This is a genomic window from Absiella sp. AM29-15, assembly GCF_003434225.1.
Lineage (GTDB): Bacteria > Bacillota_I > Bacilli_A > Erysipelotrichales > Erysipelotrichaceae > Hoskinsella > Hoskinsella hominis.
This window is the reverse complement of record NZ_QVFL01000004.1, coordinates 26,618-40,117: the sequence shown is the minus strand read 5'-3', so window position 1 is coordinate 40,117 and position 13,500 is coordinate 26,618. Positions and strand designations below refer to the sequence as shown.

Here is a 13,500-nt window from a genome sequence, read left to right as displayed (position 1 = left end):
TCACTCCTTCCATATTAGAAATCCTTTTTCTATCATATTGCTCATTGTAAAATGATTGCCATATAATTCATTATAATATCGCAGACATTCTTTTTCCATATCATTTGTTTCTTTTTTTAAATGTGCCTTTAATTTACCTTTATGTAACAGGATGATCTCATCCCCATATTGCAAGGCAAGGTTAGGATCATGAATCGTTAATACAATGGTTTTTCCTTCTTTACATAATCGCCTTGTTTCCTGTAAGAACATATGCTGACGTTTAAAATCCAGATAGGTGCATGGTTCATCCATGATCATTACACAGGCATTTTGAAGGAAGGCTCTGGCAACATAGACCATTTGTAACTCTCCACCGCTGATTTCATCCAGACGTTTTCCTTTGATATGTGTTAAATGAAATTTTTCCATCAAAGCATTTACCTGTTCGTATTGGGCATTTGATGGAACCTCAAAAATTGATAAATGACGTGAACATCCTGCCACGATACAATCCTCTACGCGCATATCCATTGCCAGTTCTTTGATCTGGGGTACATATGAAAATATCTTAGCGCGCTCTTTTTCTTGCATATGGGATATATGCTGATGCTGATACAGGATATCTCCCGTATACGGAAGCTGTTGCAGCATACTCTTGATCAAAGTTGTTTTCCCACTGCCGTTTTCACCTAATACCATTAAGATCCTGCCTTGTGGTATTTGAAAGCTGATATCCTGTAAAATCTTTTTGTTAGAAAGTGTGACAGAAACATGTTTTACATCAATCATATAGGAAACCTGCCTTTCACAAATAAAACGATCAAAAAGACTGCCCCAAAGAAACTTGTCAGGATACTGATGGGCAGCTCCATCGTGAAAAGACTTCTTGCCAGCGTATCACATAACAATAAAAAACAAGCACCACATAAGAATGTGATTCCCATATTCTGATAAAGTGCTTCCTTGCGCAGCAATCGGATAATATGTGGCACCAGAAGTCCCACCCAGCTTACCATGCCGGCAATCGATATCACACAGGATACCATTAAAGTTGACAAAAGCAATGCCGCAAAGCGGATACGTTTTGCGTTGATGCCCAGCGTATTTGCTTCTTCTCCAAATGATAACATTTGAATCTGCCAGCGCAAGATGTACACCCCAAGAAAACTAAGTGATACGATAACTGCCGTGATACCTACCTGTGTCCATGATGCATCATTAAAGCCACCCATCAACCAGTATTCAATACTTGCTAACTCATGCATAGGATCTGCATTGATTTTTAAAACCATTAAAGCACTGGTCATCATCGCCTGCATGATCAATCCAGCAATCACCAAATTTAAAATACGATTTCCTTTGACTTTGCCTGCCAGATAAATTGTAAATAATACAGTCGCAAGTCCTGTGATAAATGCAGATAGTTCAATCAGATAAGTGTTTTGGGAAAACAATATCGCAATAACTGCGCCAAGAGAGCACCCAGAGCTGGCACCAATCACATCACCTGATGCTAAGGGATTCTTAAAAATCGTCTGATAGATGATACCCGATAAAGCCAGGGCACCTCCACATAAACAAACAAGCAGGATTCTTGGCATACGGATATTCCAGATTACACTTTGTATCATGGCATCCCCTTGACGAAACAACGCTTCTATCATCTGAGAAAGTGATAAAGGATAACGCCCACAAGCAAAAGATACCAGTATCAACCCTGTCAATAGCGCAAGAAATCCTGCTTTCTGTTTCATATTATAAGCCTAAATCCTTTGCGTCTACATCGATCTGATAAAACTTTTGATAGAAGACTTTTGCTTCCTTGATCACATCCTCTTTAGAAACCTTTTCTGGATATAATACGGATGCCATATATAATTCTCCTAAGCAGGAAGAAAGATTTGGTGTATCCCATGTTTCCAGTTTGCTTGGAAATTCATATACCTGTTTATCTTTCACTGCCTTTATATCACGATACGCTTCATCATCATAGAAGCCATTGATATCTGCGCCTTTATTCTCCACAAAGATATATGCTGGATTTTTCTTCAATAATTCTTCCTTATTGATTTTCATCCATGTACTGTCTTTTCCTTCCTTCATCACATTGACACCGCCAGCTTTTTTTATCAGTTCTCCTTGAAACATGTGTTCCCCACTTGCTTCCAACAGTTCACTTCCAGCAAAATAAACAAGCTTGTCTGGAGCTGTATCCAATTTTAGATATTTTGCTTCTAATTCATCACGGTATGTAAAATATGCATCTGCTTCATCTTTTGCGCCTGTTACAGCAGCAATGATCTTGATTGCTTCATCATAATCACTCATTGTTTCTGGATTCAGAATAATGACCTTCATACCTAATTCTTCCAGTTTATCAATATAGCTGGATAAGCTGTTTGGTAAAAAAACAACATCCGGTTTGGCTTTCGCACATTCTTCTACGTTGAATGATTTTTTATTGCCCATTGCTGGTAAATCTATGACCTGAGGGGCTGCTTTTTTATAAATCATACGTTTATCAGCTTTCATCTCCACACCGACTAACTTATCTTCCTGTCCTAGTCCTATCAATGTAGAAGTAGCGATATAGTATCCACTGACTACTTTTTCAGCTGGCTTTTCTAATGTTACTTCACGACCCGCCTGATCTGTAATCGTAATATTGGATGTTTTTGAAGCTTCACTTTTCCCACATGCTGTTAATGTCAATAATAAACAAACAGCGAATAGTCCTTTACATAATCGTTTCATGATCTGTCCTCCCAAATTCTTTTTGCACTTGCTTTGATATCCTGATATGACAATTTATCAAAATCCAGAATAACAACATCATCACGCATTTTTATTTCCTGTATATATTGTATCTCACATTTCTTTAAAACACCAAAGATATCTCGTTTTTCTGCGATGCTTTTTTTTAATTCAGATAGAAACAGCTGTTCATCTTTTTCTAATCTTCCTATTTCATCTAAAATCAAAACATGAGCAGGCAGCTGTCTGCTTTTCCTTAAAATTTCTGTGCCAAAGGTGTCAAATATTCCAGGAATCACTTCATTATATGTATCATGCTGAATAGAAAAACGCTGATCATTTTCTTCAACATCTACGAATGCATGAAGATAAAATCCCTTCCGTATGCCTTGTTCATAAAAAGGAAGTGTCTGAAAGCCACATGTGCTTAACTGACACTCCTTGATGATCTCATTGATACAGAAAGACTTGCCTACGCTCTTCTCTCCTGTCAAAAAGACTTTTTTATTTTTCATTTGAAACTTCGTTTTTATCCTTTGGCAAAATCAAATTCAATATGGTTGCGATCACAAACGTCATAATGATACCATTCTGTGCAAAGATATTTCCTACCCAGCTTGGCAATTGATCCAATACTGCAGGTACATTACCAATACCAACACCCAAACCAATCGCTAATGCGATGATCAAACCATTACGTTCATTTAAATCACAACGTGCAAGTGATTGGATACCACTTACTAAAATCATAGCGAACATGATAACTGCAGCACCACCCAATACAGATTGTGGCATGATAGAGAATAAAGCACTCAACTTTGGACAGAATCCACAAAGAATCAAGAATACTGCGCCCGTCATGATGACAAAACGATTTACGACTTTCGTAACTGCGACAAGGCCTACATTCTGGGAGAAAGAAGTATTTGGTAGTACCCCAAAGATAGAACCTAATACACTTCCCAAGCCATCTGCCATAACACTTCCCTGTAATTCTTCATTGGTTGCTTCACGTCCCAAACCACCATTGGCAACACCACTTGTATCACCGATAGTTTCAACAGTTGTCGCAATAAACATGATACCCATGGCGATAATAGCCTGTGCATTGAATTCAAACGCAACTGGCATAAAGGCAGGAACAGCGATCCATGCAGCTTCTTTTAACTGTGTGAAATCTACCATACCCAAACAGATTGCTAAAATATATCCGGCTACGATTCCAATCAGAATAGAAGCATTATTGATAAAGCCTTTAAACTGTTTTGCAATCAGAATAACAATAATAACGAATGTACCTACCATCAAATGGTGAACACTTCCAAAATCAGCAGCTCCATTGCCACCACCAAAATAATTGATACCTACTGGCAATAATGATAAACCGATAGAAATAATTACCAGACTTGTCACGATTGGTGGAAACAGTTTACGAAGCGGTTTGATGAAATATCCCATTACCATTTCAAAGATACCGCCAACAAAGCTTGCGCCCATCAGTGCACCATACCCAAATGCAGCACCAATTGCTTTCGCAGTACCGATAAATCCTGAACTAGTACCCATAACGATTGGCAATCCACTACCAATCTTCCAGAATGGATATAGCTGAATCAATGTAGCTACCCCAGCTACAAACATTGCATTCTGAATCAATGTCATCTTTAATGCACCACTCATCTGTAACATACCACAAATGATAATTAGTGGTGATACATTTCCCAAGAACATTGCCAGAATATGCTGAATACCTAACGGCAGTGCCTTTCTTAAAGGGACTGTCCCATCTAATTCATAGATGGTGTCTTTTTTCTTTTCTTCCATATTTTCTCCTTTACACATAAAAAATTCTCGTACACTACGAGAATCAACACATCTTCATAAAAAAAGCGTTGATCCATAGTCCTCAAAAGTACGGTCTGAGGGTAGAAACGCTTGCACCATCACAGCAAGCTTATACGAAACAACGCAATTTTACCATAGATTGTAAAAAAACTCTACTGCTTTATTGTTTAAAAATCAATTTCTAAAGAAACCGGACAATGATCACTGCCAAATACATCTGTATGAATTTTTGCTTCTTTTATTTTATCTTTACTTTCTTCACTGACAAGGAAATAATCAATTCTCCATCCAGCATTCTTTTCTCTTGCTTTAAAACGATAACTCCACCAGGAATATTCTACTTTATCTGGATATAAGTAACGATAGCTGTCCACAAAACCACTATTCTGCAAGATTCTCATCTTCTCACGTTCTTCATCAGAGAACCCTGCATTTTTACGATTTGTCTTAGGGTTTTTTAAATCAATTTCTTCCTTGGCAACATTCATATCACCACATACAATAACTGGCTTGGATTCATTTAATTTATGCAGATATGTCTTAAAATCATCTTCCCATACCATACGATAATCTAAACGTAATAAACCATCTTTTGAATTTGGCGTATACACCGTCACAAGATAAAAATCTTCATATTCACATGTAATCACACGACCTTCATGATCATGTTCTTCAATACCTAAACCATATGTCACATGGATTGGTTCCTTTTTTGTGAAAACCATTGTACCGCTATATCCTTTTTTCTCAGCACTGTTCATATATTGAAAATATCCCGGTGTTTCAATTTCCAATTGACCCGGCTGCATTTTTGTTTCCTGTAAGCAGAAGATATCTGCATCTATTTCCTGAAAGAAATCCATAAACCCTTTACCCATACAGGCACGAATTCCATTCACATTCCATGATACCATTTTCATAAAGTCTTACCTCCATCATCTGGTATTATGATAACGGATTTTGATTAGAAATGCCAGTGTTATACATAGAAAAAATCCGCTATTTATTTCATTCAATAGCAGACTTAAGCTTTTTCTAATTTAATTTAAAATATCCTTTCTCAGTTCCCCATGCACCTGTTTGAACTTGAAGTTGTAAATTAGATGATTTTACTGTGTTTTCTGAGATATCAAATATCACTTTTCCTGTTAAAGAAGCATCTGGATTGATTTCCTTAAATATAATGCTGTCATCTTCAAGATAAATTGCATCTCCTGAGTCAGTTTTAAATGTTTTACTACCATCTACTAAGTTGAAGAAAGAATCTGCAACTGTCAATGACTTATCTCCATGATTTGTGATTTTTACAGTAAGTATCATAAATTCATTTTGTGCAGCTACTCCAGAATATTCATCACCAATATGATCTGTAACATCTTTTGATACAACTGTATATTCTACTTTTCCAACCTTCTGAGTATCGCCAATCCCATATACTTTTTCTTCTTTCTGTTCTTCTTTTTTTTCTTCTTTTTGTTCTTCTTGGTTATCTTTTTTATCCTCATTTTTTGAAGTTTCTTGTTGCTTTTCTTCTTCCTTTTTTTCAGAATCGCCTCCTCCAGCAGCACCACCAATTACACCGATTGCTAATAAAACAATTAATGCTATTTGCCATTTCTTTAATTTTTTCATTTCATTCTCCTCGCTTTCCTTTGATGAAAAAACTTTTTACATGATTAGTATAATAAGTTGTTGATTTTTTTTGGTATGCCATTGGCATACTTTACCATTTTTTATGATGAAAGCTTTGTAAGAAATCTTTTTTCATATCCTCCACACAAAAATAACGCTTTGATATATCTAACTGTGTACTGATATTCACAACAGGAGATAACACTTTTTCTATCTGATTTCTCTCTTCACTGACTTCTATTATTTCCTTCAACAATATTCCCAAAGCATAAATATCACTTTGTTGGTTTGATTTTCCCTGATATTGTTCTGGTGCAGCATAGCCAATGCTTCCCCGTTTTAATATATCCAGACAATCTGCATAATAGAGTTTGGAAATCTCAAAATCAATCAATGTGATATGTCCCTGATAAATCAAAATATTTTCTGGCTTGATGTCACGGTGAATGATTGGTGGAGATAGATTATGAATGTGAGAAATCACAGAGAATAGCTGAAGCATGATGGATTCCAATTCTTTGGGATAAAGTTTTCGCTGACTGATTTGAAAATCCAAGGTACACCCATTGATGAATTCTTCGATTACAATAGTTTTATCATAGCTGTAAGTATAATCCATGACGTTTGCTAGATTTCTGTGTGGGTGTTGTTTCAAAGCTTCATATAATTCAAGATCTTGATGATTACGAATAACCTTTTTTACATAGAACAGATTTTCAATCATATGCTGTACCAAAAAGATATCCTTTTCTTCACTATGAAATAGCAAAGCAACTTCATCATATAATTCCTGCCTCATCACACAACCTCATTTCATACCTTTGAAAGTATAATCAATTATTTCCATAATTTGGTATGCTCAAAGCAGACAAAAAAAGCCTGTATCAACGTACAGGCTAGATTATGTTATCCAGTATTGTGGATAACATGGCTAAGATAAAAATGATGACAAAAGAAGCTAACATCCATACCAGAATACCATTCATCATCCTGATCACTTTATACTTTGATTTATAAAATGGTAAAACTTCTAAGATGTTTCCTACATTCATTGGGACCCACATCACAAGGATCAATACGATACAAAAGGCTGCCCGCAACAGAAATAACTCTATGGCTGAGGTCTGATTTTTACTTTCCATTTGCATCGATAATATAATACATAATCCATAGGCGATAAAGATTCCCGTCTTTTTCACGAAAGATTCCCCTTTTATAAAACCTGGTATACTAAAGGCGGAAACTGGCTGTGTTGTAAACTTTTTTCCAGAACACCTATCAAAATCTCTTTTTAACTGTTCCACGCTTTGATATCTTTGACTAGGCTCCATTTCCAGGCAACGTTTAATAAGTGCGTGATATCGTGATTCAAGTTGTGCTTGCTCCATAAGCTCCTTCATCAAAACACCAAGTGCATATATATCACTTCGCTGATCAGATTGTCGAAAGCCATATTGTTCAGGTGCTGCATAACCAACACTGCCGATAATCTGTGTATCACGGCGTTTCCCTTCCTGATATTTACGGGCAATTTCAAAATCAATCAATTTCACATGACCTTTTTCCAGCATGATATTTCCAGGCTTGATATCCCGATGAATAATAGGTGGTGTCATATGATGTAAATGAATCAGAACATCAAAAAGCTCTGAACAAATCTGTTGAATTTCTAGTGATGATAAATTTCTTGCACTTAATGCATACTCCAAAGTTGTGCCATTGATGAATTCTTCAATTAAGATGAATGCATCTTTTCGTTGTTCATAATCTATCACATTTGCCATATTAGGATGAGGATGTTGCTTCATTTGTTCATAAATGGTGATATCCTCAATTGGTGGACAGATTTTTTTCACATATAAAACATGTGACAGCTGGTCACGAACTAAATATATCTTTTTTTCGTTTGTTTCATTCAATAAGGTAATGATTTCATACAGAGATTCTCGCATGTGTTTTCCTCTTTTTCTTGCTTTATTTCAAATTTGATTATATCATATAATACAGGTGATTATGAATGGAAACTAGAGATTTAGAGGAAATACTAAAAAAAGCAAGCGTTCTGGAAAAGGACCGTGTCTTATCCAATATACAGGAAATATCCTTTGTGGATTATATTAATCAGTTGATGATTGATAAGAATTTAGAAAAATCTGATATCATACGTGACAGTCAGATTCCAAGGACTTATGCTTATCAGATATTTCAAGGCAGTAAACAGGCAGGACGTGATAAAGTTATTCAGTTAGCTTTTGCGATGAAATTAGATTTAGATGAAACCAATCGTTTCTTGACAATTGCGCATCACAATCATTTATACGCAAAACAACAGCGTGATGCGATTATCATTTTTGCGATATCCAAGGGTTATGATCTGATGCAGACAAATGAATTGTTGGATGAATTTCATCACGAATTACTTGGTGATTTCAATTAGAAAAACAGCGAATGAATGAATCGTTCGCTGTTTTTTCTGTTATTTTGCATTTTTAATATATTCATCTACATTGCTTTGTACAACACTAAATGGTGCACTTCCACTCTTCAATAATGCTTCATGGAAATCTTTATCTTTAAACTTGTCACCAAGTTTTTCCTGTGTCTTTTCTTTGATTGTTGAAAATTCTTTATATCCTACATAATAAGGCTCAAATGCAGCTGGATTTGCCTGTAGCTGAGCATACTGCTTCTTCATACCATCTTCATCAGCCGTTAAGCCCATACTGTTAAAATAATCTGAGAACTGCTTGAAATCCCAACCTTCATAATGAATACCGATATCCGCAACAATGACTGCAGAATAGCTGGCTAATTCATTTAATTTGATCATTTCCAACACATCCTGATCAATATCCTTCAGATATTTGAATGCATAATATTGTGAATAAACTGCCCATCCTTCGGTATAAGCACTAGAAGAAGCCATCGTTTTACACCAGTTTGGCAAGCTTGATTCATACATATAAGCATATTGGAACATGTGTCCAGGGAAGCCTTCATGTGCAACTGTATAATAATTGTTAATCGTATTTACATCCCCTGTTTTAGGGTTTACACGCAGCTGTTTTGGTGTTGTGCCATCTAATGGAGGTATATTGAAATAGGCTGCTACTCCACTTGAAGAGGCGATTTCTTCATTGATTGGTTCAATTTCATAATCTAAATCTTTTACTTCAGGGAAATCATCTGCCAGTTTAGGACGGATATAATCTAAAATTTCCTTATAGCTTTTAAATGAAGTGGTAGGTAAATCCCCCATAACTGCTTCTAAAACTTTTGAATTTTTCATCATTAATTTTCGCATATTATCAAGTTGTTCATCAAAATCACTTGACATCATCTTCTTTACATCTTCTACCGATTTATCAGAACCGATGCTAGCTTTTAGCAGCAAGGCATAATATTCTTTACCATTTTCAAATTTTGCATAACCTTCATTATTATTTGTTTTTTTCACATCTTTCATCAATTCACTGATTTCTGTATATGCTGGAAGGAAAGAAGAAGTAAACGCATCTTTTAATTCCTTCTTGTATTGGCTTGCTTTTTGATCATCAAGTTTTAATGCATCAATCGATGTGTTCATAGAAGTAAGGATACTGCTGTTTTCTCCTGCTTTTATGATATTGTCACAATACTCTTTTACATCTTCTGTATCTGTCATTAACAGACCTTTTTCAGCCTGAGTTCTTGTGTATTGAATGATACTGTCCATATAAGGCTTTACATCTTTCACAAGTAAGATCAAATCCTTTACATCCTGTTCATCACGCAATGTCCAATCAGAGAATAATGTTGGCAACTGATAATGGATGCCTGTCATACTGCCAAATAATTGCTGATAATAATCAAATTTTTCATCATTTAATGCTTTATCAATTTCTTCCTGATACGCATAAGTATCATAAATCTTTTGTTGTTCATCAGTTAAATGACTGCGTTTGAATTTCTCAAATGCATCCCAGCTTTTCTTTGCATTTTCTAAAGCTTCTTTTTGACTTTCTTCATCTACACGTGTTCCAAGATTTACTTCTACCTTAGTTTCATCCACACCATATTTTTCAGGCTGTTCCAAGTATACGTGCATGGTTGTATAATCTGATTCCATTGCTTCTACAAATTCTTTTTCGATAAAAGCATCAAATTCTTTTTGTTCTTCTTCATGATTTGTAGAACAACCAGCTGTAGAAAAAACAATCAATGCCGCCAATACGAGTGAAGATATTTTTTTAAACTTACTCATAAATTTCCTCCTTATTTTCTTTTATTATACTTTATTTTCTAATGATATACAACTACAAAAAAAGTACCCTTATATAGGATACTTTTAGCTTTTATGAATTATTCAACAAATTCAAATTCTATATCACAGATAGCAACACTATCGCCATCTTGACAACCGGCATTACGTAAAGCTTCATCAATGCCCATTTTACGCATTTTACGTGCAAAACGCATGATATCTTCATCATTATCCAGTTTACTCATCTTAAAGGCTTTTTCTAATTCATCCCCAGTCAACTCCCATTGACCATTTCCTAAGTTATGTATTTCAAAGGCAGGCTGTTCTGGTTCAAATTTATATAATACACCTTCTGCTTCTGCGTCCACATCTTCATCATTGAATAATGGGAACTGTGGTGTAGTTTCTAGCAGATCAGCTGCACGATATAATACAGGCTCCAGTCCTTCTGCAATAATTGTTGTTGTTTCAAAAACTTCAACATCTGGATATGCTTCTTTGAATCGTTTCAGATTTTCTTCAGCATTTTCTAAATCCATTTTATTTGCGATAACGATTTGTGGACGTTCCATTAAACGATATTCGTAATTAGAAAGTTCTTCATTGATGATACGATAATCCTCTACAGGATCTCTTCCATCGTTTGCGCCCATATCTACCACATGAATGATAACACGGCATCGTTCGATATGACGTAAGAATTGATGACCTAAACCTTTCCCTTCGCTTGCACCTTCAATTAATCCAGGTAGATCAGCCATAACAAAGCTTCTGCCATCTGGTACCTGTACCATTCCAAGATTTGGCGCAATCGTTGTAAAGTGATAATCTGCGATTTCCGGTTTTGCTTTTGATACTACACTTAATAGTGTTGATTTTCCAACGGATGGAAATCCTACCAGCCCTACATCCGCTAATACCTTCAGTTCCACCTGAACATCAAGCTCCTGTCCTGGTTCCCCAAGTTCACTGTATTGTGGTGCAGTATTTTTACTGGATTTAAAATGGAAATTTCCACGTCCGCCTTTACCGCCTTTTGCAACAATTTCCTTTTGACCTTTTCTAGTCAGATCCGCAATGATTCTTCCGGTTTTTGCGTCTTTTACAAGTGTTCCAAGTGGTACTTTGATGACACAGTCTGATCCATCAGCACCATGCATCTTTTTGGTTTTTCCATTACCGCCATTTTCCGCAGCCATTTTTTTATTATAACGAAGATCCAATAATGTCGTTTTTCCTTCATCTACCATAAAAACGATATCACCACCGGCTCCGCCATCACCACCGCTTGGTCCGCCATATGCTACATATTTCTCTCTACGGAATGCCACAATGCCATCTCCGCCTTTTCCTGCTTTTACATGCACCTTGACTCTGTCTACAAACATACACGACACCTCCTTACTATTCTGTCCAAAAATAAAATCCCCAATCGGGGATTTCTTACATTAAGCTGCTGGATATACAGACACTTGTTTTTTGTCTTTACCTAAACGCTCAAATTTAACAACACCATCCACTTTAGCGAATAATGTGTCATCTCCACCTTTGCCTACATTTGTACCTGGGTGAATTTTTGTTCCACGCTGACGGTAAATGATTGAACCTGCAGTACAGTGCTGTCCATCAGCAAGTTTCGCACCAAGACGTTTAGATTCTGAATCACGACCATTCTTAGTAGAACCTACTCCCTTTTTAGATGCAAACAACTGAATATCTAATACGAATTTCATAATCACACCTCCTGTTCGATTATTGTGATATATTGACTATATGTTTCTTGTAAAGTCTTTAATTGATATATCAGAGCCTCCAATAGTATCTGATTATGATCACAGACTTTTTTAACCAAAATTTCCACGTGTCCTTTCTTCATTAGAAAGTCACATGTTTCGGGGGCCATTTCACCTAAAGCATTCATCATTCCAACAACAACACTACTTGCTCCAGCACATACCAGATCTTGTCCTTCTTCGGCAAAATCCGCATGTCCCTTCATCGTAAGTGATATCACTTTGTTTTCTTTATGCTTTACATTGACCTTTACCATAAATTAAGCCTCGATTGATTCGATAGTTAATTTTGTGTATGGCTGACGGTGTCCCTGTTTACGGTGAGAGCTACCTTTTTTAGCTTTGTATTTGTAAACGATAATTTTCTTAGCTTTACCCTGTTTTTCAACCTTAGCATTAACCTTCACACCTTTTACGTATGGAGTACCAACACGAGTTGTTCTATTTGAATAAGCTACTACTTTGTCAAATACTACTGAATCTCCTTCCTGAACATCCAGTTTTTCAACAAAGATTACAGATCCTTCTTCAACTTTGATCTGCTTTCCACCTGTTTCGATAATTGCGTACATAATCGCACCTCCTTCTTGTTTTAAGACTCGCCAAATAAGGTGATGAATATCATACTTAATACCTTATGATGAGCGGTTGTAAATCCAATTAGGACATACAACACGTAGTATATTACCATATTTGTTCACATAACGCAAGGTAATTTTTGCATTTTTTCATGTGAAATTCCCCATTATACGCACTTTTTTATAATTTTTAAAACTCCAGGATCATATCATACCAAACAGCATTCCCATGTGTAGAATCACTGATTCCCATATTGCGATATCCAAAGCTTTCATAAAAACCAATCAGATGTTTTTTACATGTTAAAATCAAGCCTTTTCTTCCCTCTGCTTTTGCCTTTTTTATGAACGCATGCATGAGCAGTTTGGCATAACCCTGGTGTTGATAATCAGGATGTACATCTAATCCAAATACGCTTTGATAATCTCCATGGGGATCATGTTTTTGCGCATCAGCATATAAATCATCTGTAATGGTTTTTTGATTTGTGATACAGCCATTGATCATGCCGATGATATTTTCTTCAACTTCTAACAATAGAAAGCTGTTTGGAAATGTCTGTATCCTTTGTTTAAGCGAACTTTCATCAGCAGCTTCCTCTTTGGGAAAGCATAGTGCTTCAAGGGAAGCTGCAGCGGATAAATCCTGTGGTGTTACTTCTCTAATCATTCT

The 13,500-nt window shown here is 36.1% G+C and carries 16 protein-coding genes, 1 riboswitch and 1 other annotated feature; of the genes, 1 reads left to right on the top strand and 15 read right to left on the bottom strand.

All coding sequences use genetic code 11. The annotated features are described in order from the left end of the window. From DW761_RS05330 to DW761_RS05290, 9 genes are all read right to left on the bottom strand, one after another. On the bottom strand, positions 1-771 hold the full coding sequence (locus DW761_RS05330) for an ABC transporter ATP-binding protein (RefSeq protein WP_117516645.1): 771 nt from the start codon (positions 769-771) through the stop codon (positions 1-3). Then, positions 768-1,736, bottom strand: coding sequence for a FecCD family ABC transporter permease (locus tag DW761_RS05325; RefSeq protein ID WP_117516643.1), 969 nt, complete (start codon positions 1,734-1,736; stop codon positions 768-770). The genes DW761_RS05330 and DW761_RS05325 overlap by 4 nt, the downstream gene beginning before the upstream one ends. 1 nt (position 1,737) lies before the next feature. Further along, positions 1,738-2,736 (bottom strand): ABC transporter substrate-binding protein, encoded by a 999-nt coding sequence (locus DW761_RS05320; RefSeq protein ID WP_117516642.1) that lies wholly within the window; start codon positions 2,734-2,736, stop codon positions 1,738-1,740. Continuing rightward, the gene (locus tag DW761_RS05315; RefSeq protein WP_117516639.1) at positions 2,733-3,251 is read right to left on the bottom strand and encodes a nucleoside-triphosphatase; all 519 of its coding nucleotides are present in this window, start codon (positions 3,249-3,251) and stop codon (positions 2,733-2,735) included. The genes DW761_RS05320 and DW761_RS05315 overlap by 4 nt, the downstream gene beginning before the upstream one ends. Next, positions 3,241-4,560, bottom strand: a complete 1,320-nt coding sequence (locus DW761_RS05310) for a uracil-xanthine permease family protein (protein ID WP_117516638.1) — start codon at positions 4,558-4,560, stop codon at positions 3,241-3,243. Before DW761_RS05310 ends, DW761_RS05315 begins: the two co-directional genes overlap by 11 nt. 56 nt (positions 4,561-4,616) lie before the next feature. Beyond that, a riboswitch (purine riboswitch) is annotated at positions 4,617-4,718 on the bottom strand. Positions 4,719-4,748: 30 nt separating this feature from the next. After that, complete coding sequence (xth, locus tag DW761_RS05305) at positions 4,749-5,501, bottom strand: exodeoxyribonuclease III (RefSeq protein ID WP_117454599.1); 753 nt, start codon at positions 5,499-5,501, stop codon at positions 4,749-4,751. Between the two features lie 115 nt (positions 5,502-5,616). Next, entirely contained in the window at positions 5,617-6,213 is a 597-nt protein-coding gene (locus tag DW761_RS05300) for a DUF4352 domain-containing protein (RefSeq protein ID WP_117516636.1), read from the bottom strand. Between the two features lie 91 nt (positions 6,214-6,304). Beyond that, on the bottom strand, positions 6,305-7,012 hold the full coding sequence (locus DW761_RS05295) for a protein kinase domain-containing protein (protein WP_117516634.1): 708 nt from the start codon (positions 7,010-7,012) through the stop codon (positions 6,305-6,307). 97 nt (positions 7,013-7,109) lie between these two features. Next, on the bottom strand, positions 7,110-8,165 hold the full coding sequence (locus DW761_RS05290) for a serine/threonine protein kinase (protein WP_117516632.1): 1,056 nt from the start codon (positions 8,163-8,165) through the stop codon (positions 7,110-7,112). A 65-nt stretch (positions 8,166-8,230) separates the two neighbouring features. On the opposite strand from DW761_RS05290, the gene DW761_RS05285 reads away from it, so the two are divergent. After that, the gene (locus tag DW761_RS05285) at positions 8,231-8,650 is read left to right on the top strand and encodes a hypothetical protein (RefSeq protein ID WP_117454603.1); all 420 of its coding nucleotides are present in this window, start codon (positions 8,231-8,233) and stop codon (positions 8,648-8,650) included. Positions 8,651-8,689: 39 nt separating this feature from the next. Here the strand turns inward: DW761_RS05285 and DW761_RS05280 are convergent, their stop codons facing one another. The 6 genes from DW761_RS05280 to DW761_RS05255 all read right to left on the bottom strand — a co-directional run bounded on the left by DW761_RS05280 (position 8,690) and on the right by DW761_RS05255 (position 13,497). Then, positions 8,690-10,456, bottom strand: coding sequence for a DUF885 domain-containing protein (locus DW761_RS05280; protein ID WP_117516631.1), 1,767 nt, complete (start codon positions 10,454-10,456; stop codon positions 8,690-8,692). Positions 10,457-10,554: 98 nt separating this feature from the next. Continuing rightward, a complete protein-coding gene (gene obgE / locus DW761_RS05275; protein WP_117454605.1) occupies positions 10,555-11,844 on the bottom strand; it encodes a GTPase ObgE in 1,290 nt (429 codons plus the stop codon). 60 nt (positions 11,845-11,904) lie between these two features. Further along, a complete protein-coding gene (gene rpmA / locus DW761_RS05270; protein WP_117454606.1) occupies positions 11,905-12,189 on the bottom strand; it encodes a 50S ribosomal protein L27 in 285 nt (94 codons plus the stop codon). A gap of 2 nt (positions 12,190-12,191) precedes the next feature. Then, positions 12,192-12,506 carry a ribosomal-processing cysteine protease Prp gene (locus DW761_RS05265; RefSeq protein ID WP_117516630.1) on the bottom strand — a complete coding sequence of 105 codons (315 nt, stop codon included), beginning with the start codon at positions 12,504-12,506 and terminating at the stop codon, positions 12,192-12,194. 3 nt (positions 12,507-12,509) lie between these two features. After that, positions 12,510-12,821 carry a 50S ribosomal protein L21 gene (gene rplU, locus DW761_RS05260; protein WP_117454608.1) on the bottom strand — a complete coding sequence of 104 codons (312 nt, stop codon included), beginning with the start codon at positions 12,819-12,821 and terminating at the stop codon, positions 12,510-12,512. A gap of 13 nt (positions 12,822-12,834) precedes the next feature. After that, positions 12,835-12,909, bottom strand: a sequence feature (ribosomal protein L21 leader region). A gap of 108 nt (positions 12,910-13,017) precedes the next feature. Further along, complete coding sequence (locus tag DW761_RS05255) at positions 13,018-13,497, bottom strand: GNAT family N-acetyltransferase (protein WP_117516629.1); 480 nt, start codon at positions 13,495-13,497, stop codon at positions 13,018-13,020. Between the last annotated feature and the right edge of the window lie 3 nt (positions 13,498-13,500).